The sequence below is a fragment of the Plebeiibacterium sediminum genome (genome assembly GCF_026013605.1).
Taxonomy (GTDB): domain Bacteria; phylum Bacteroidota; class Bacteroidia; order Bacteroidales; family Marinilabiliaceae; genus Saccharicrinis; species Saccharicrinis sediminus.
The window spans coordinates 1-20,347 of sequence record NZ_JAPDPJ010000083.1; the positions used below are offsets into that span (position 1 = coordinate 1).

Consider the following 20,347-nt stretch of genomic DNA (forward strand, 5'->3'; position numbering starts at 1 on the left):
TATTGTGGGAGAGTAGGTCGCCGCTGATTTTAAAGAAAGAGCAATTGAACAAGTTTCAGTTGCTCTTTTTGCGTTTATACACTTTATGTTGAAAGAAAAAAGTTGAAATAGATCAGTTACAATATGTGTTTAACTGCATGCTTACTAAGTAATAATATGGAGAAAAGTTTAAGAATATAATAAACTATATAAGGCAAAAAAAAAAGGATTAATTAGTAATACTTCTAGTTAATCCTTTTTTTTAGAGTTATTTATTTTTTCTTTTTGGGTTTCTTTTTCGATTTTGTAATAAAATCATCATGATCACTTATCAGGGTTTTCCAATCTGCATGACTTTCAGCTGAAAAGTCTATCGTATGTGTATAATCCTCTTTATCTATTTCAAGTCTTTTAATGGGTTTACCTAGAAAACTTTCAATTTCTTTCAATATTGGTTTTTCATCCTCACTACAGAAAGTAACTGCATTTCCTTTTTCTTTTCCTCTACCTGTTCGTCCAACTCTATGAACATAGTTTTCTGAAAGCTCCGGTAGGTCATAATTAACTACATATTGTACTCCAGGAATATCAATTCCTCTGGCACTAACATCTGTTGCAATTAAAACCGTAATTTCTCCTTTTCGGAATAAATCAAGGACTTTTTTTCTTTCGTCTTGTTCTTTACCACCATGTATGAATTGAGCTTCTATTTCGACCCTTTCCATCGCTTTTTGGACTCTTTCAGCTCTTACTTTAGTTCTAACAAAAACAAGTATCTTCTTATTTGGATTCTCTTTTATCAATCTTTCAAGAAAGAACCTTTTATCATCCATTTCAATAAATGTAACTGAATGATCAATGTTTTTGGCAACAGGATCCTTAGGAGATACCTGAATTCGAATTGCATTACTAACTAATGAATATGCTAGTTTTTTAATGGTTTCGTTAATAGTTGCAGAAAAGAATAATGTTTGTCTCTTTTTAGGAAGATAGGTCATTAGATCTTTAATGTCTTTAATAAATCCAAGATCTAACATTTGATCTGCTTCATCCAAAATAAGAATCTCGGTTCTATTAAGTTTAATGTATCCTCTACTTGCCAAATCAAACATCCTTCCAGGTGTGGCAATTAGGATATCGATACCTTTCTCAAGTTTTGCAATCTGAGGACCTTCTTCGACTCCACCATAAACACAAAATGTTTTAACCGAAGTATGCTTTCCAATAGATTCGAATACTTGGTGAATTTGCATTGCTAATTCTCTCGTAGGAACCATTATTAAACATTTAATACCGTCACTTCTTCGCTTAATTTTTTTTGTATGAAGGGTATGAATTACAGGAATAGCAAATGCTGCTGTTTTCCCTGTTCCTGTTTGGGCAATGGCTAATACATCTTCACCTTTTAATATGGGTGGGATGGATTTAAATTGGATATCTGTTGGTCTTCGGAAGTTTAACTTTGCTAAACTTTTTTTTATTTCATTTGATATGGAATAATCTTCGAATTTCATGTTCTATAAATTGTGTTTACGGTGTCAAAGATAGTTCTAAATGGCTGCTAATGAAAATATAGTTTAATAATTGTTGAACAATTAGTTCATTGAATAAAATCTGATTAAAAAAAAAAGTTTTTTCTGTTCTTAATCTTTTGTTTGAATTGAGATATTTGTAAATTGATTATGTAATTATAAATCTATTATACGATGGAAAAGTGGGCAAGAAACTTTCAGTTGATTATAAATAAGCGAGATGCATTACTTAATCAATTAAATCAGATCACAGGTAAGTATTATACCTATCAAAATCTAAAGCACATTAGTACAAAAGATTTTAAAACTACAGAGGCCAAGATTTTGTTTGCACAATTACAAAAATCTATAAAGGATTATAATGAAGCTCTTGAAAATAGAGATCAATTGATGTTTGGTAAGTTTTTGGACAGCTTAATCCATGAAGAAAAACCTACAAAAGAGAGCCAAAATTGGTGTGCTAATCAATATTGAATATCAATTCAGAACTTAATTTTCAGTAGGAAGTGAAATTGTAAATTTAGTACCTTTGCTAAGTTCACTATCTACTGAAATTGTACCTTTATTGATGTCAATCATTTCCTTACACAAGATTAAACCTAATCCAGTACCTTTTTCATTGTTTGTGCCTGGCAACGAAATAGTTTTATCTGAAGAAAACAACGCTTTTAATTGTCTTTCAGACATTCCAACTCCAGTATCAGAAACTTCAATAATACAACTGTGATCTTTCTTATATGCAGAAAAGTGTACATTTCCGTTTTCCGGGGTGAATTTAATGGCGTTAGATAATAAATTCCTTAATATGGTTTCAACCATTTGATCATCTGCAAAAGAATATAAATCTATATCAGATTGTACTTTAATATTTATTTTTTTTGCCCTCCACGATTCTGATTGCAGATCAATAACATCTTCTAGTTTCTGTTTAATATTAACTTTAATGGGAACAGGATCCAGCATATTATTTTGAGTTCTGCTCCAGTCCATTAAGTTAGACAACATGTTTAACGCATTGTTTGCCGTTTTGTGAATTGCATATATACTCTCCAAAATATTTTCTTTGTCCAGATTATTAAAATCATGTATAAGATATTCAGTTAACGAACTTTGAACACAGAGCGGAGAGCGAAGGTCGTGACCAATAATTGAAAAGAGTTTGTTTTTTGTGGTGATTAACTTTTCCAGACTATTGTTTTGTTCCAGAATAACTTCTTTTTGGTTGTTTAGTTGTTCACTTAATTGTTGTTCAATAATTAAACTCTGCATAGCCATGTCTTTTTTTTGAGTCTCTAAGGCAAGCTTTATTTCTATTTCGCGTCTTTCATTATTAGTGGCGTTTTGTTTCTCAACCAATCTATTTATCATTTTAGGAATACTAAACATGAAATATCCCATTAAGAGAAAATAGACACTTCTGTAAATAGCTCCTTCTGGTCCAGCAGATGCTACCTGAGTAAATAAATAAGGATCAATATCCTGATATCTTAAAAAGTATATTACGTTTGAGCATATAACCACATAAATTGTAGTAAAAATAACTAATCTTCCATCGTATCTTAAAACTGAAAGCATGATCAAAACAGCATATAAAAATAAGGAAGGAGCTGTGGATACTGCAATCGGTTTAAAGAAATAGGAATAGTTGAAAATGTGTGCAGAAAGTATGGTCACATCTATGGTAGATGATACATATCGTATCCAGCTTGCATTGTCAAATTTACTTAAGAGTATATTTATAATTGAGTTATAAAATATATAAATAAGAGCCAGTCCAAGTGAAATTAGTCCTCTTTGAGTATTTCCAGACAAGAAGATATAGCCAATCAATACAATTATAGCAGCTATTAATACCCAACGAAATCGAATAACTTCCTGCTCTCCCCAAGCAGCGTCTTCTTTTGATAGAAATGAATGATATCGCATTTAATAAGGAGCATTAGATAATGTGCTCAAAAATATATATTTATTTTATGATAAACAATACATGTATTGATTATAAAGTGATAGAATTCAATAATTATATATATTGTAGTTATTGTAATACTTTAAGGTGTATATTATAATAAGTAATTGATGTAAAAAAGTGATATTAATAGTTATTAATTTATTATCGTTCTGTATTTTATTAAAAAGGCGTATTTTCGCACTAAATAATAAATGAGAAAGATGAGTAATAAAGACAAAGAAGAAGAAAAAAATAATAAAGAAATGAATCTGTCCTTTTATAAAGATGGATATACTATAGCATCAAAAGAAGTTACAGATTTTGAAACTTTAACACCTCTTTTTAAAGGAATGCAATCTCAGTATTCTGCTATAAGTCAATTGACTCAATCTTTTGCATTAAGATCTCATCAAGAAGGTAAGCCCATAAAATGTGAAAATGGCTGTAGTTGGTGTTGTTACCAGCCTGTTTATATGACAACCCAGGAAGCTGTTTTGATTTTTGAATTTATACATCAGGTTTTTGATGATAAACAACGCAATAAAATATTATCAAATGCGCAGGCTAAATTTAAATTAACCAAAGGGCTAGAAGAAGAGCAGAAACAAAAAATTAAATTTGCTTGTCCTTTCCTAACTGAAGGTAGTTGTTCTATTTATTCAGTTCGCCCAATGGCTTGTAGAATATATCTTTCGTCTGATAAAGAATCCTGTAAGCGCAAATTTGATTCACCAGGCGATGAATCTGTTATCCCTGCTTTGTATGATTTTGTATTAAAGGTAGGAAGATATATGAATGAAGGTTTTGTGGGCTACTTGAAAGGTAAAGGAAGAAAGATGGAAGAGTTAACTATAGAGGAATTTATAGTTCGATTATTTACCGATGATCATTTTATTAATAATTGGTTGGTAGAAGATTACTTTGGTGAATCAGAAAGTAAAGACGCCTAATTCAAATAAATAATTTGCTCCTATTAAGGCAAAGAAAAGTCCAAGTATACCGTATAAAATGCGAGTACCAGTTATTCCAATTACTTTGGTAAGCATTTGAGCTTTTCTTTGCTTGAAAAAATATTGCCAGTTGAATAGTGCAGCAGCAAAAATAAGTAATCCAAAAATAAGTAATATCCAATTTAAAAAGTTTGATTGAGCCATAATTTACCAGTTTTCTTTATTGATTAATTCTCCGGATTTTGAATAATATTTCCATTTACCGGTTTGTTTTCCCTTTTTGAATTGACCTTCAGTTTTTATTTGTGTATTTCTATAATAGTAGAAAACATCTCCATTCCTTTCTCCATCATTAAATTCAATAGAGGCTTTAATGTTTCCATTGGTGTAAAATTCCTTGTACACACCGTTTATTAAATTCTCCTCAAAATCAACTTCAGCTCTAATAATGTGGTTTGGATTATCGTAATAAAAAACAGCTGTTCCATTTACTTCTCCATCATCATAATTAACTGCAGATTTAATATTTCCTGAAGTGTAAAAACTGCGCCACATTCCCTCTAAAACTCCTTCATCAAGGTTGCCTTCGTGAACAAGAACGCTATCCTGAACTCTTTCAGGATGGGTTAAATAATAAGCAAGATCTCCATCGAAGTTATTATATTCTTCACCCAAATCAATTTTAAAATCAAGATGTTCAAACTCATCTATAAAAAGATCTTCAGCAGAATGAAGATTTAGGTCAATCTGGTAATTTTCATCAGGACTTTCGGTTGAAAGCGTATGAATTTTTGTTTTTAGTAATTCATTTTCCGGATACAACTGAAATCCAACCCATCCCATATTTTGGATTATTTTTCTATAATCGTCAATATTCTTTCTTTCTTGTGAAGTACCAAAGTAATATAAACGATCATATAAACGAGGCATGTTTACAAATGAGGTGATCTGACTTTCTGATTTAAAATTTTCCATAAATACCTGGAAGTCCTTATTACGTTCAAGAGTATTTCCTATTAAATAATTGTCAATACATTGCTCAAGTATATCTGAAGAGTTGCTAAACAAGATATAGTAATTGATGATTGTGTAGTAAGGTTTTGACCTGTCAAGAAGAAAACCTCCCATGAATAGCTTAAAGAAACCTTTAATATTCAGATAATTGATTTCGTAATTTTTGTAATGTATTTGTTTGTACTTAAATGAAGTGCGATTTTTTATTTTTTTAGATATATCATCCAGATTTGTTTTGGCATCATCCATATCATTTGCAGCAACTACTACCAAAAAGTCATCCTTATGTGCATTGGGTAGTGGTTTAAATTGAGCTATTGCAATTTCTCCGGATAACCACGACAAAATATTTTTTTCTATGTCTATTCCCATATATGATTCTGTAAGTCTAATTCCAACAGAATAAGTTTGAAATCCTATGGGATTTATCTTAGCGTATTGATTCAGAAAATGATTGTAGAAACCAGTAAAGTCTGTTACATTAAAGTTCAGATACCATGAAATATTTGACGGAATAACTGCTTCTGTATTACGTTTTTCTGCAGTGGTGTTTTTTATCGATAAAAAAGGAGATGCAATGGTATCGTAAATACTTGAATAACCTTCCAGACTAAAGGAACTTTCAGAAAAATCAGCACCCAGAGCAGAAAAGGCCAAACCTTTAAAGAAAGAAGAGGAGTATTGGGCAAAATACTTTTGTATCAGATTATTGTTGGTGTAAATATTGAATAGATCTGAAGCGTATGTCTGATTAACTTCCTTACGTTTTTCTAATTCATGGGAGCTTAATGTTTCTTCTTTTTTAAGTGTTTTTTCCAATAACTGATATGAGGAACTGCATAGTAATAGATTCTGTACAGTGGCAAGATGCAGGTTTAAATCATAATCCTTTAAATAAATGGAGAATACTTTGGTTGAATCAATCGTATTTTCTCGTGTGGGAATCTTTAAAATACTACTTAATTTTGGAATGATATCCAGTCTGCCATATTTTTTTATATCCGTAATTACTAAATAGTCAAGTTTGTTTTGATGTAATGCATGAAGAGAAAAAGTTACCGACTGCTTTTTTAGAATAGGTTTCAGCCATTTATTTTTTTCAATACTTTCTTCATAACTAATAAGAGCTTCCTTAAAATCTTTTAATACGTTACTTTCTATTATGGATTTCCAATAATTGGTTTCTGTAATATCCATCACAGTTTCTGATAAATTATCTGTTTCCAGCGTAACTAAAGCATCTGAAGGAACCATTGTTATAGGTCTGTTATTGTCTTTTGTTCCTAGCTGAAAGTAAAGGATAACTCCAATAATGATAATGATAAAACCCAGAATAAAGTAACCTATGAATTTAAGAAAGAGCTTCATTGAAATGATCGACTATTTATTTTTATATATATGATTTAGATGTGATAAATTGTGACTCATAATTAAAAGAATCTCACACAAACCGGACTTTCAACTTTCGCGTTATTATTCAAGAAAGTAAGTTTTCCTGTTTCTTTATCTCTTTTGAAGACAGAAATATTATTAGAATCTCTGTTTGCAACTAAAAGAAAGTCTCCATTAGGCGAAATAGTAAAATTTCGGGGCCAGTTAATATTATTGGTAAATATTTCAACTAATTCTAGGTTTCCTTTATTTACGCTATAAGCAACAATACTATTTAAACCTCTGTTTGAAGCATATAAATATTTTCCATCAGGAGAAAAATGTATGTCAGCAGCTTTTGCAAAACCATCAAATGTGTCTGGAAGCATTGCTATTGTCTGTATTTCTTTTGAGTATATACTTAAAGAATCTTTTTTATAGGTGGTTACTGTACAATTTAATTCATTAACAACAGCCATTACCTCCTTATCAGGTGAAAAATCGATGTGTCTGGGACCTGCTCCTGGTAAACAAGAAATTGAATCTGTTTTTTCAAGTTTGTTATTATTGAATTTGTATACCATTATTTTATCAGCACCTAAATCACAGGAATATACATAGTTTTTATCTGGTGCAGTTCTTATAGAATGCGCATGAGGTCCTTCCTGTCTGCTTTCATCGGGTCCTTTACCGTAATGTTGTTGCGAATATTCTAAACTAAGTTTAGAATCAGTATAATCAAAGGAGCAGATATTTCCAGATACGTAGTTGGCTATTAGTATTTTTTTATTTTCCGGATTGTATTCAATAAAACAAGGTCCTTTCCCATGAACAAATGAGTTTGAAACAGGAGTAATATGACCTGTATTTTTATCTACAGAATAATTTACAATACTTTGAATTAGAGAGGAATCACTTTCGTTAAATGATTCTCCAATAAAATAAAGCATATTGTTAATTGTATCCGGATGAAAAAAGTTTGCCTTTGATAGATTTCCGGTGTAAACTGGGGAAGTCAATTCTCCTGTGCTTTCATTAAAGAAAGCATATGCGATACCTTTGGATGCATCTGATGTATTATTACCAATAAAAATTAACTTTTTTGCTTCAATGCTTTTATTCGAGCATGAAGTTATAGAAAGAATAACTACTAATAAGGTAAATAATTTTATAAAATATTTCATCTGTTTATAAATTGATTTTTATGGTCACATGGAACACCCAAAGAATAATCATTCTCTTTCCTGCGAATTTGCATTATCAAATTTGGATGTTTGCTTCATGTTAACTAATTGATTTTACGAATGGATAAATATAGATAAATATTAGGAGGAAAATAAAATACTTCCAAGTCTTTAAAGTGTACGTCTTCGAACATAAGATGTTGTTTAATCGTACAATTTTTAATGGTTGATTAATTGTTGTGTTCGATTTAAGTTGTTGATATATAAATTTATATAAAGTTTGGCGCAGGTCTTGTAATTATTTCATCGTCTAAAACAAAGAGTAATAATTTTAAAATATAAAACGATGAAAAATTTAGTAACAATTAAAACCGTCAGTTCAATTTTTGTAATTGTAATGTTAGTAGTTATATCTTCAGTAAGTGTTTATGCTTCCGAAAATAATTTTTTAGAATCTAAATCAGCAACATTGTTGACACCTACAAATTTAGATTTTGTAATTAACTATACTTCTCAACAAAATGTTGAAGATCCTTTAGAAATTGAAAATTGGATGATCAATCCAGAGTCATTTCTTGAACAGGAAAATGAGCAGGAGTTAAATTGGGATGAATCAGAAATGGTGATTGAGAATTGGATGTTGGATGTAAATTCGTTTGTAGAAGAAGAATTACAATTGGAAGCTTGGATGGTTGATGTGAATTCTTTTTTACCAGAAAGTGAAACAGAACTTGCAATTGAACCTTGGATGACAAATGTAGATAGCTTTTTAGGAGAAGAGTATACCGAATTAGCTATTCAGGATTGGATGTTAAATGTGGATTTATTTTTAGAAACAGAAACCTCAGCATATGCACTTAAATAATCATCAATAATAAAAATAGATATGTTACAACTATATTTTTAAAGCAGTGATTTACTATCTAAAATCACTGCTTTTTTTTATTATAATTGATTAAGTTTCTTTCCTTTATGTGAGCCAAATAAAAAGTTCTTAGGGCTTCCAATAATTTGCTCTCCATAAATTCCGGTATGACCCGAAAAAAGATAAGCCGTTGCACAGGCTATACCAATAAATACTCCCGATTCAGCACCAAAGAGTTCAATTCCCATTAATGTACATGCGATTGGTGTATTTGTAGCACCAGCAAAAACAGCCACGAACCCCATACCTGCTAATAATGCAACAGGGAGTGGAATAAATAATGATAATGCACTACCTAATGTTGCACCAGTAAAAAATAAAGGTGTTACTTCTCCACCTTTAAATCCTGCTCCCAGAGTAAATGATGTAAAAAGTATTTTTAAGATGAAATCGCTAAATGGTAACTGTTGTTCAAAAGATTCAACAATTACAGGTACTCCTAATCCAATCCATCTGGTAGTTCCAATAACCCATATGGTTGATGCAATAACAACACCTCCAATAACTGGTCGTAATGGTGGATATTTAATTGATTTCTTAAAAAAGTTACCCCAGAAATGTGTGGCATTTGAAAAAAGCATTCCCCCTATTCCAAAGAAAATACCAGCTAAAACAGCCCATAGTAATTCGGGAGCCCATAAATCAGGTACAGTAGGAATCAAATAATGTGTATGATGAATAGGCCATAAGTGAGCTGCCTCGTTGGCAAAAATAGCCGCTAAAAAACTAGGAATAATCGCATCATAGCGCATTCTGCCTACAACAAAGACTTCTAAAGCAAATATTGCTCCTGCTAATGGAGTTCCAAAAATAGATGCAAAACCGGCACTTACTCCGGTAACCAATAATATTTTTCGGTCAACAGGATTTAATTTGAAAATTTTTGTGAACTGATCAGCAATTGCGCCACCCATTTGTATGGCTGTCCCTTCTCGTCCTGCAGATCCACCAAATAAATGTGTAACAACTGTACTAAGCAGAACTAAGGGTGCCATTTTTAGTGGAATAATTTTTTTAGGACTATGGAATTCTTCCAATATTTGGTTGTTACCTTTCACTACACTTTTGCCAAAGTAATGATAAGTTAGTCCAATAATTAAACCTCCAATAGGTAGAAAGGCGATAATCCATAAATTATCTTCTCTCAAATTAGTGGCCCATTCAAGTGAAATTAAAAATATTGCTGATGCTGAACCAGCAAGTAGTCCAACAATACCACAAAGTAAAATCCATTTACCTAGATAGATCAAAGAAGGAATGAAACCTTCGGGGATGTTTTGCTTTATTCTCTTTTTTAAGCTCATTTTTTAAAATCCTGTTGTTGGATGTTTTAATAGTATAATTATTCGTAAAAGGCTTCTATGCCGGGATAGTTATATTTTTCTTTGGCCATATCTTTAGGAAAAATGAAGTATGTAACTTTTCCAATAGCACAAACTTTGCCTTCGTGGTTTTCAATGGATGTATTAATTGTTGCCAATCTTTTATTGACAGTATCAATTTTGGCTTTAATAACTATTTCCTGATCAGTTATGGCTAAAGGGTGTTTGTATTTAACATCAATGTTGGCTGTAACTCCTGCTGTTTCACACTTTGTATAAACGGTCCAGCTAGCAATTTCATCTAATATCAATGCCTGAATTCCTCCATGTAATATTTTTGTATAGCCCTCCATATGTTTATGAGGAACCCATTTACAAATTATTTCATCACCAGCATCCCAAAATTCAAGTTTTAAACCTGATTCATTTAAAGGAGAACAACCAAAGCATTTGTAATCATGCTTTTTGCTTTCAACGAAAGGATTAATTATTTTTTTCATCTGATAATAATTTATTTTCATTGGCCATATGGAACTCTCAAATAAATTTAATCATCTTCTTATGTGAGAGAACTTTCTATGGCTCGTTTCATTGAATTATTAACTTCTTTCTGTAATCAGAACAATCTCTATTTATAAATACCTATACTCGATTGAGATTCTCTTTAAGATATCTTTATGACATAACACCATGTAAATGTTAACTGTCATCAAATTTATTTATAACGTATTAAATTTGATGGTAGCTCTTTTAATATCAAGGTGGTAGAGGTGTGGTTTCAAAGTCTTTTTAATTCAGGTTGGCAAAAATAGGGCTTTTCATATAAAGAAAAAAGCTGGTATGAAATAATCACAACCAGCTTTTAAAATGTGTTTTATAATTGTCTTCGTATAATCAGAAGAGGGTTAATAAACTATTCGTTTATTGTTGGCTGCCAGGAACAGAACCTCTCATTCCAGCAACATCTCTGTCGAACATATATAAATTATGTCCGTCAAGTAATTTTAATTTATCAATAATTCCAGAAACAGAAGCTTCTTCTTCAATTTGTTCTGTAACAAACCATTGAATCCAATTGTGAGTAGTAAAATCTTTTTCTTCTAAACATACAGCAACAATTTCGTTAATGCTTTCTGTAACGAATTGTTCGTGTTCCAAAGTTTTTTCGTAAAGATCTTTTACATTTTCAAAATCTGCTGGAGGTTGAGCTACTGCAGGGATTACAGCTTTACCGCCTCTTTCGTTTACATATTTCATAAACTTAAGCAGGTGTATTTTTTCTTCTTCAGCTTGAGCATACATCCATTCAGAAACTCCGCCTAAACCATTTGTTTCTGCCCATGAAGCCATAGACAAATATAAATTTGAAGAGTAAGCTTCTCTTTCAATTTGTCTCACTAAAATTTCTTCTACAGCCTTTTTTAACATGATATTTTGTTTTTGTTTATTTTCTAAAAATCAAATTTAAAACAATTAAGGTAAAAAAGTACTGCTAGTCGAGGCCAGATGAATATTTAGAACGTATCTATATAAGTATTTGATAGGGGTAGTAAAGAATATTAAAAGAAAATTATAAGATAGATTTTATTTCCTCAGGATGAAGATATTCTAACTTTTTTAAATAATCGTTCAATCAGTAAACAAGAGAAATCATGAGTTGTTATTTATATGATATAGATAATGTAATTTAAATCAAATATGATATGAACGCATTAGAACAATTAAAAAAATATACTGTAGTTGTAGCAGATACTGGTGATTTTAATTCTATTAAATCTTTTATGCCACGAGATGCTACCACAAATCCTTCCTTAATATTAAAAGCCGTGAGAGATCCGCAATATATCTCATTAATGGATGAAGCTATCTCTTATGCCAAATCAAAAAGTGAGAACTTTGATACTCAATTAGCTATTGCAATAGATAAAGTTGTGGTTAATTTTGGAAATGAGATTTTGAAAATTGTACCGGGAAGAGTTTCTTCAGAGGTAGACTCGCGATTAAGCTTTAATACAGAAGCTACTGTTACCAGAGCGAGGAATATTATAAAATTATATGAAGAAATAGGTGTTGATAAATCGCAGGTGTTAATAAAAATTGCTTCCACCTGGGAAGGTATAAAAGCAGCCGAAATTCTAGAAAAGGAAGGTATTCATTGCAATCTGACATTGTTATTTAATAAAATACAAGCAGTAGCCTGTGCAGAAGCTGGTGTTAAATTAATTTCTCCTTTTGTTGGTAGAATTTATGATTGGCACAAAAAGAATAGGGGAGTAGACCATATTGAAGCGCATCTTGATCCAGGAGTGCAATCAGTAACTGATATATTTAATTATTATAAAAAGTTTGGCTATCAGACAGAGGTTATGGGTGCAAGTTTTAGAAATATGGGTGAAATCATTGAGTTGGCCGGTTGTGATTTGCTTACAATTTCACCTAATTTATTGGCGGAATTAGAGGAGAGTAAAGTAAATGTAATTCCTAAGCTTGTTGCAGATAACCATAAACAATTGGATATTGAAAAGCTAACATTAACAGAAAGTGAGTTTAGGTGGTTGATGAATGAAGATGTTGTTGCTACAGAAAAATTAGCAGAGGGAATCCGGAATTTTGCAAAGGATATTGTTAGTCTGGAAAAAATGTTGGCGGAAAAACTAAAGGAGTAAATCTGTTTGGATAGTAGGGATACAACTTATTATAAGAAAACTCTTAGCTACAAATTTATAGAGTAGCTAAGAGTTTTTTATGTTTTAGATCAGACCTCTGTCCCGTAGTAATGCATTTTCATCGGGTTCATTTCCTTTGAAATTTATGTACATTTCCATAGCATCTTCAGTACCTCCTTTTTCAAGGATGTTTGTACGAAATTTTGTAGCTGTTTCCTGATCAAATATTCCTTTTTCTTCAAAAGAGTCAAAAGCATCCGAATCAAGAATGGCTGCCCAGATGTAGGCGTAATATCCTGCTGAATATCCGCCAGAGAATACGTGTTGGAAATACGTACTTCTGTATCTGGAAACAATTTCCGGAATAAGATTCATCTTTTTAATACTTGCTTTTTCAAATTCATTAATATCACCTTTAATAGGTTCTGTTAAGGTGTGGTAATCCATATCTAATATTGCTGCAGCAAGATATTCTGTAGTAGCAAAACCTTGATTGAACTTGCCGCTGTTTTCAATTTTGGCAATCAATTCATCAGGAATAATTTCTCCTGTTTTATAATTTTTTGCGTAATATTTTAATAATGTAGGATGAGTAGACCAATGTTCCATTACTTGTGAAGGAAGTTCTACAAAATCACGGGGCACAGCTGTTCCTGATAAACTTCTGTAAGTACAATCAGATAGTAATCCATGCAGGCAGTGTCCAAATTCATGAAATAAAGTTTCTACTTCATCAATACTTAATAATGATGGAGTATCGTCTGTGGGAGAGGTGAAATTACAAACCATGGTAATTATTGGAGTAACATCCAGGCCATCTCTTCTATGTTGTTTTCTGAATGAATTCATCCATGCACCACCTCTTTTGCTTTCTCTTGGATGAAAGTCCATATATAAAATACCAACATGATAACCTGTAGACTCTTTTACCTCAAAGGCAATTGCATCAGGATGCGGTAGAGGTAATCCTTCTTTTTTCTCAAATTGCAAACCGTAAAGTTGGTTGGCTGTATATAAAGCTCCGTCAATTACATTTTTCAATTCAAAGTAAGGGCGAATTTCATTTTCATCCAGGTTGTATTTTTTCATTTTAACTTTTTCTGCATAATACCACCAATCCCAGGGTTGCAATTTAAAATTACCACCTTCGCTGTTAATGATTTGTTGCATGTCTTTGGCTTCTTTTTTAGCTACAACCTGTGCCTTATCCATTAAATAAGCAAGCTTTTTATATACAGCTTCAGGTGTTTTGGCCATGTTTCTCTCCAAAATAAAAGAAGCATGATTTTTATAACCTAGCAATTCAGCTCTTCTAATTCGCAGAGAAACAATTTCAGAGATGATCTTTTTGTTATCGTATTCATTATCGTTGTCGCCCCGGTTTATATATGCATTGAATAATTTTTCTCTTAAATCTCTGTTCTCTGCATATTGTAAAAATGGAATCATGCTTGGTTTATGCGTTGTGAAAACCCACTTTCCGTCATATCCTTTTTTTGAAGCTAATTGTGACGCAGCGTCAATAGAATTTTTGGGAAGGCCTTTTAGGTCCGCCTCATTATCAACAACCATTATGTAGTTGTTTGTTTCATTCAAAACATTGTCTCCAAATTGCAGCGTTAAAACGGCAAGGCGACCATTGATTTTACTAAATTCTTCTTTGGCCTCTTCAGGAAGATTAGCACCACCTCTTGCAAAAGATTCATAAGTTTCTGTTAATAATTTGGCTGCTTCTTTTGGAAGATTTAGCTGGTCTTTTTGATTATAAACTGTTTTAATTCTTTCAAATAAATCTTTATTTAAAAAAATTGCATCACTATGTTTAGATAGTAAAGGGGCTACTTCTTGAGCAATAGCTTTTATGCTATCATTAGTATTGGAGCTAGTTAAATTGTAGAAAACATTAGAAACTTTAGCTAAAATGTCATCACTATATTCTAATGCTTCAATTGTATTTTCAAAAGTGGGGGCTTCTTTGTTTTCTACAATAGCTGCAATATTTTTGTTTTGTTCTTCCATACCTTTTATAAAGGCTGGCATATAGTGATGGTTTTTTATTTCCTCAAAGGGAGCTATTTTAAATGGAGTGTTGTATTCCACCAAAAAAGGATTCGTTTCCATTTTGTTTTTTGTTGTGCATCCTACAATAAAGAGTAGTGACGCAAGTGTAAAAAATAACGTTTTTCGTTTCATAGGTAATATTAATTTATGCGTATTGCTGCAAAAATATGAATTATACTACCTTATTTTGATGATGTTTAGCATGAAAACAAATATAGTTGCTAAAAGAGCTTCGAAATTTTAATTATTTTATAATAATTATTAATAATCTGAAATATATATAGATTTGTTACTTACAATTTAGCTTCGGGGTTAAATTTGGATATTACTTAAAATAGTTGCTATTTGCCTGAAAATTAGCTATTAAAGAAATAATTCTTTAATTAAAAATAGTCTTTTTTTATATGCTTTGTGTTTTATAACATTCTGATATAGAAATAATTTACCCAGTTTATATTATGTTGTAAAACAATCTTTTTTTTAGCGTTATTTTAAGGTTCTGGTAATTTTATATTATAATTTTGTAGCTCAATTTTAGTAAACAATAAATTGAAATAATTAAATATGTTTAAAATCTCAGGAATTACTGTCACGAGAATAGTCTTTTTTGAGAGGATTGCATATAGATAAAATAATATATAACACATAAAATTTAATTAATATGAAGCCATCGCACATTGAGCACATTGGTATTGCAGTAAAAAGTTTAGACGCAGCAATTCCGTTTTACGAAAAAGCATTCGGTTTAGAATGTTATGCTATTGAAGAAGTACCTGAGCAAAAAGTTAAAACTGCTTTTTTCATGGTAGGACAAACTAAAATTGAATTGTTAGAGTCTACAGATCCGGAAGGACCAGTAGGAAAATTTATTGAAAAGAAGGGAGAAGGAGTTCATCACGTTGCATTTGCAGTTGAAAATTTAGCTGAGAAATTAGTTTCTATTCAAGAAGCAGGTGTACAGGTAATTGATAAAACTCCTCGTAAAGGAGCTGAAGGTTTAAATATTGGTTTCTTACATCCAAAATCAACATTTGGTGTTCTTACAGAATTGTGTGAAGATCCTTCTAAATAATTAAATCATTTATAATAAGATTCAATGTCTAATCAAGATAAAATTAAAAAACTAATTGATCTTCGTACAGAAGCTAAATTAGGAGGTGGTCAAAAAAGAATTGACAGCCAACATGCAAAAGGAAAAATGACTGCTCGTGAGCGTATCGAAACGCTTGTGGATGATGGTAGTTTTGAGGAGTTTGATATGTTTGTTACTCACCGTTGTGTTAACTTCGGTATGGAGAAGACAAAATTTTTAGGTGATGGTGTTGTTACTGGTCAGGGTACTATTGATGGAAGAATAGTATTTTTATTTGCACAAGACTTTACTGTTTTAGGAGGATCTTTATCTGAGACTTTCGCACAAAAAATATGTAAAGTTATGGATATGGCCATGAAAGTAGGTGCTCCTGTTATCGGAATCAATGATAGTGGTGGTGCTCGTATTCAGGAAGGTGTTACTTCTTTAGCAGGTTATGCAGAAATTTTCCAACGTAATATTGAAGCTTCAGGTGTAATTCCTCAGATTTCTGCAATTTTTGGTCCTTGTGCCGGTGGTGCTGTATATTCTCCAGCATTAACTGACTTTATCATGATGACTGAAAATTCTAGTTATATGTTTGTGACTGGACCTAAGGTTGTTAAAACAGTTACAGGAGAAGATATTACTACTGAAGATCTAGGTGGAGCTTCTGTACATTCTTCAAAGTCTGGTGTTTCTCACTTTATGTTAGAGAATGAAGAAGAAGGTATCTTACTAATTCGTAAACTTTTATCTTATTTACCACAAAATAACTTAGAGGAGGCTCCTATTTTAGAAGCTACTGATCCTATTGATCGTATGGATGAAGTCTTGAATACTATTATTCCTGATAATCCAAATCAGCCATATGATATGAAAGAAGTAATTTATGCTTTGGTTGATGATAGTGAGTTTTTAGAAGTTCATCGTAATTATGCTAAAAACATTATTGTTGGTTTTAGTAGAATGGGTGGACAATCTGTAGGTATTGTTGCTAACCAGCCAAGTTTCCTTGCCGGAGTATTAGACTGTGATGCTTCAAGAAAAGCAGCTCGTTTTGTTCGTTTCTGTGATGCATTTAATATTCCAATTTTAACTTTAGTTGATGTTCCAGGATTCTTACCAGGTAGTGGACAAGAGTATGCAGGTATCATTACTCATGGTGCTAAGTTAATGTTTGCTTATGGTGAGGCTACAGTACCAAAAATTACGGTAACATTACGTAAATCATATGGTGGTGCTCACGATGTGATGAGCTGTAAACAATTACGTGGTGACTTAAACTATGCATGGCCATCAGCTGAAATTGCTGTAATGGGTGGAAAAGGAGCTGTTGAAGTTCTTGAAGGACGTGCAATGTCTAAAATTGAAGATCCTGCAGAAAGAGCTAAATATGCAGCAGATAAAGAAGCTGAATATGTTGAGAAATTTGCTAATCCATATCAGGCTGCTGCTTACGGTTATATTGATGATGTAATTGAACCACGTAATTCTAGATTTAGAATTATCAGAGGTTTACAAGGTCTTCAAACTAAGAAATTGAATTTGCCTCCGAAAAAACACGGAAATATTCCATTGTAATCATTAAAATTAGTAAGAATGAGTTTTTTAATTGTTGATTCAACAACATGGACAATAACAATCTTAGGATGGATTATTGTTTTTGCAGCCTTGCTTTTTTTAGTGGGAATATTTTTGTTGGTGCCTAAGATTATTCAGGGTAGTATCAAAAGAAGTCTTAAAGAAAAAGGTAAGACCAATATTACTGACGATCAACTGGAAATTTCCGGTGAAACCAATGCTGTTATTGCATCGGCTTTATACATGTACTTGAACGAAAATCATGACGATGAAAGTAATGTAATTACTATTAAGCAAGTGCGCAGACGTTATTCTCCATGGAGTTCTAAACTTTATGGCATGAATAATATGGGATTTCCAAAATAATCGTAAATAATAAGAGACATGAAAAAATTTGATTTTACCGTAAACGGTAATAAATATCATGTAGAAGTAAAGGATTTTGAAGATTCTTTAGCTACAGTAGTGGTGAACGGAACAGCTTATGAAGTAGAAGTTCATCAGGAGGTTAAGAAAACTAAGACTCCAAAATTAGTGCGTAAAGAGGTAGAGCGTAAACCAGGTGAGGGTGCTGTACCAAATAAAGCAACTGGTGCCGGTGCAATTAAAGCTCCACTCCCAGGAAATATTTTCTCTATAAATGTAGCAGTAGGTGATGCTGTTAAAAAAGGAGATGTATTATTAGTAATGGAAGCAATGAAAATGGAAAACAACGTATTAGCAGAAAAAGATGCTGTTGTTAAAAACATTAAAGTTGCTGTTGGTGATGCTGTTCTGCAAAATGATATTTTAATAGAATTTGAATAGCATGAGGAAATTAGTAACATTTTGTTTTGTTGTAGCCATTTTATTCTGCTTTCAAGTTGCTTTTGGAACGGACTTAAATGCTGCTGTGAACTCTGCCGCTGCTGATGGTGGAGTTCTGAAAGGGTTAGCTTCTTTATGGGAGTTTACCGGATTTGCTAATGTGCACTATACGCACGTAATTATGATTGCTGTTGGATTGTTTTTTATTTTCCTTGCAATTAAATATGATTATGAACCTTTATTGTTGATTCCTATCGGAACCGGTATTATCTTAGGTAATATTCCTTTTTTAGCAGGTTATAAAATTGGATTGTATGAAGAGGGTTCTGTATTAAATTATTTATATTTTGGAGTTAAGCAAGGAATTTATCCTCCATTAATATTCTTAGGAATTGGTGCAATGACTGATTTTTCATCATTGATCTCAAATCCTAAATTGATGATATTAGGAGCTGCTGCTCAAGTTGGTATTTTTGGAACATTCTTGGGTGCTTCTGCATTGGGATTCCTTCCAAATGAGGCTGGTGCTATCGCTATTATTGGTGGAGCTGATGGCCCTACTGCAATTTTCCTTTCTTCAAAATTAGCACCAGACTTGATGGGAGCTATCGCTATTGCGGCATACTCATATATGGCTCTGGTTCCAGTGATTCAGCCTCCAATTATGAGATTGCTTGTTCCTAAAAAGGAGCGTGCTATCAAAATGAAACCGCCAAGAGCTGTTTCTACAACAGAGAAAATCTTGTTCCCTTTAATAGGATTGTTGTTAACAACATTTATTGCTCCATCAGCATTACCTTTATTAGGTATGTTGTTCTTCGGAAACTTATTAAAAGAATCAGGTGTGACTGAACGTTTAGCTGATACCGCAAGAAATTCATTAATTAATATTGTAACAATATTATTAGGAATTACCGTTGGTGCCTCAACTCAGGCTGATGTATTTTTAACTATGGATTCAATTAAAATCTTTGGATTAGGTGCATTGTCTTTTGTTATTGCAACTGCTGGAGGTTTATTGTTTGCCCGTCTGTTAAATTTAATGTTGAAGAAGGATAATAAAATTAATCCTTTAATCGGAGCAGCCGGAGTTTCTGCTGTACCTGATTCTGCAAGGGTAGTTCAACAAGAAGGATTAAAAACTGATCCTAACAATCACCTGTTAATGCATGCTATGGCTCCAAACGTATCAGGAGTTATTGGTTCTGCAGTAGCTGCGGGTATTATGTTGAGCTTTTTGATGTAATAACGTTTATTAAGTTAATGCTCTATAGTAAAGGCTGTCTTTTTTAAGACAGCCTTTTTTTGTGTTATTATAAATAGATGTATTTTTTAGGGGGTAGGGAGGTAAAAAGAGTAAAATAGTTAACTGGTTCTTGTTTTTTATGTGGGTTAAGTGTGAAAAAAAATTAAATTGGGACTATGTTGGGTTTGAGGGTTTTGTGTTTTGTAGACTTTGTAAGATTTTGTATGTCAATGTTCTATATTTATATATTTGATGTTGTTTTTGTAATACTATTTGTTATTTAAAGAAAAATTGGTTTGTCCAGTTTTTTGACATTTAGAATTTTGTTATATATTTGTCTATAAGTTTACAAATTATAAGTGTTCCCCCACTTTTGTGAATGAATTAGTAACTCACAAATTTATTTACCAATTAATAATAAACCTTTAATCTAGAATGAATACTTTAATAAGGAAATCACAATAATTTACTAGAGATTTTTTAAATAATCTCAATTGTTAGATGTATTCTTTATCTAACGAATTAAGATTCTATAGGTCATTTTGAATCTATGTATTTTTATCTCGAATTATCTAAATAATTAAATACACGATTATTAATTTAAACCTTTTGTTTTATGCGGAAATTAGCATTATTTCTGTCTATGATCCTATTTGTAGGATTGCAGGCAATGTCAGCCCAAACAA

General features: G+C 31.9%; 18 protein-coding genes. 9 read left to right on the forward strand and 9 right to left on the reverse strand.

The features are described 5' to 3' along the window. Nucleotides 1–251 precede the first annotated feature (251 nt). Nucleotides 252–1,493: a DEAD/DEAH box helicase gene (locus OM075_RS21785; protein WP_301192671.1), complete on the reverse strand. Its 1,242-nt coding sequence runs from the start codon at nt 1,491–1,493 to the stop codon at nt 252–254. 192 nt (nt 1,494–1,685) lie between these two features. On the opposite strand from OM075_RS21785, the gene OM075_RS21790 reads away from it, so the two are divergent. Then, the gene (locus tag OM075_RS21790; RefSeq protein WP_301192672.1) at nt 1,686–1,985 is read left to right on the forward strand and encodes a hypothetical protein; all 300 of its coding nucleotides are present in this window, start codon (nt 1,686–1,688) and stop codon (nt 1,983–1,985) included. A gap of 15 nt (nt 1,986–2,000) precedes the next feature. On the opposite strand, the gene OM075_RS21795 is transcribed toward OM075_RS21790, so the two are convergent. Next, nucleotides 2,001–3,437, reverse strand: a complete 1,437-nt coding sequence (locus OM075_RS21795; RefSeq protein WP_301192673.1) for a sensor histidine kinase — start codon at nt 3,435–3,437, stop codon at nt 2,001–2,003. Between the two features lie 243 nt (nt 3,438–3,680). Between OM075_RS21795 and OM075_RS21800 the strand changes: the two genes are divergently transcribed. Next, complete coding sequence (locus OM075_RS21800; protein ID WP_301192674.1) at nt 3,681–4,409, forward strand: YkgJ family cysteine cluster protein; 729 nt, start codon at nt 3,681–3,683, stop codon at nt 4,407–4,409. Here the strand turns inward: OM075_RS21800 and OM075_RS21805 are convergent. From OM075_RS21805 to OM075_RS21815, 3 genes are all read right to left on the reverse strand, one after another. Then, nucleotides 4,389–4,613, reverse strand: a complete 225-nt coding sequence (locus OM075_RS21805; protein WP_301192675.1) for an Imm17 family immunity protein — start codon at nt 4,611–4,613, stop codon at nt 4,389–4,391. The genes OM075_RS21800 and OM075_RS21805 overlap by 21 nt on opposite strands. Nucleotides 4,614–4,616: 3 nt before the next feature. Further along, a complete protein-coding gene (locus OM075_RS21810) occupies nt 4,617–6,791 on the reverse strand; it encodes a DUF3352 domain-containing protein (RefSeq protein ID WP_301192676.1) in 2,175 nt (724 codons plus the stop codon). Between the two features lie 62 nt (nt 6,792–6,853). Next, entirely contained in the window at nt 6,854–7,978 is a 1,125-nt protein-coding gene (locus OM075_RS21815) for a lactonase family protein (RefSeq protein WP_301192677.1), read from the reverse strand. Nucleotides 7,979–8,324: 346 nt separating this feature from the next. Here OM075_RS21815 and OM075_RS21820 point away from each other — a divergent pair, with 346 nt between their 5' ends. Beyond that, nucleotides 8,325–8,843: a hypothetical protein gene (locus OM075_RS21820; RefSeq protein ID WP_301192678.1), complete on the forward strand. Its 519-nt coding sequence runs from the start codon at nt 8,325–8,327 to the stop codon at nt 8,841–8,843. An 80-nt stretch (nt 8,844–8,923) separates the two neighbouring features. Here OM075_RS21820 and OM075_RS21825 read toward each other — a convergent pair whose 3' ends face one another. The 3 genes from OM075_RS21825 to OM075_RS21835 all read right to left on the reverse strand — a co-directional run bounded on the left by OM075_RS21825 (nt 8,924) and on the right by OM075_RS21835 (nt 11,653). Continuing rightward, nucleotides 8,924–10,207 carry a voltage-gated chloride channel family protein gene (locus OM075_RS21825; RefSeq protein WP_301192679.1) on the reverse strand — a complete coding sequence of 428 codons (1,284 nt, stop codon included), beginning with the start codon at nt 10,205–10,207 and terminating at the stop codon, nt 8,924–8,926. 38 nt (nt 10,208–10,245) lie between these two features. Continuing rightward, nucleotides 10,246–10,725, reverse strand: a complete 480-nt coding sequence (locus OM075_RS21830; protein ID WP_301192680.1) for a PaaI family thioesterase — start codon at nt 10,723–10,725, stop codon at nt 10,246–10,248. Nucleotides 10,726–11,146: 421 nt separating this feature from the next. Then, nucleotides 11,147–11,653, reverse strand: a complete 507-nt coding sequence (locus OM075_RS21835) for a ferritin (RefSeq protein ID WP_301192681.1) — start codon at nt 11,651–11,653, stop codon at nt 11,147–11,149. A gap of 275 nt (nt 11,654–11,928) precedes the next feature. Between OM075_RS21835 and tal the strand changes: the two genes are divergently transcribed. Then, entirely contained in the window at nt 11,929–12,891 is a 963-nt protein-coding gene (gene tal / locus OM075_RS21840) for a transaldolase (RefSeq protein WP_301192682.1), read from the forward strand. 84 nt (nt 12,892–12,975) lie between these two features. Here tal and OM075_RS21845 read toward each other — a convergent pair whose 3' ends face one another. Then, nucleotides 12,976–15,084, reverse strand: a complete 2,109-nt coding sequence (locus tag OM075_RS21845; protein ID WP_301192683.1) for a M3 family metallopeptidase — start codon at nt 15,082–15,084, stop codon at nt 12,976–12,978. 529 nt (nt 15,085–15,613) lie between these two features. On the opposite strand from OM075_RS21845, the gene mce reads away from it, so the two are divergent. From mce to OM075_RS21870, 5 genes are read left to right on the forward strand one after another with little or no spacing between them, the layout of a single operon-like run. Continuing rightward, nucleotides 15,614–16,024: a methylmalonyl-CoA epimerase gene (mce, locus tag OM075_RS21850; protein WP_301192684.1), complete on the forward strand. Its 411-nt coding sequence runs from the start codon at nt 15,614–15,616 to the stop codon at nt 16,022–16,024. A 24-nt stretch (nt 16,025–16,048) separates the two neighbouring features. After that, the gene (locus tag OM075_RS21855) at nt 16,049–17,608 is read left to right on the forward strand and encodes an acyl-CoA carboxylase subunit beta (RefSeq protein WP_301192685.1); all 1,560 of its coding nucleotides are present in this window, start codon (nt 16,049–16,051) and stop codon (nt 17,606–17,608) included. An 18-nt stretch (nt 17,609–17,626) separates the two neighbouring features. Next, entirely contained in the window at nt 17,627–17,974 is a 348-nt protein-coding gene (locus OM075_RS21860; protein WP_301192686.1) for an OadG family protein, read from the forward strand. An 18-nt stretch (nt 17,975–17,992) separates the two neighbouring features. Beyond that, nucleotides 17,993–18,415, forward strand: coding sequence for a biotin/lipoyl-containing protein (locus tag OM075_RS21865; protein WP_301192687.1), 423 nt, complete (start codon nt 17,993–17,995; stop codon nt 18,413–18,415). Between the two features lies 1 nt (nt 18,416). Further along, a complete protein-coding gene (locus OM075_RS21870; protein WP_301192688.1) occupies nt 18,417–19,661 on the forward strand; it encodes a sodium ion-translocating decarboxylase subunit beta in 1,245 nt (414 codons plus the stop codon). The last annotated feature ends 686 nt before the right edge of the window (nt 19,662–20,347 follow it).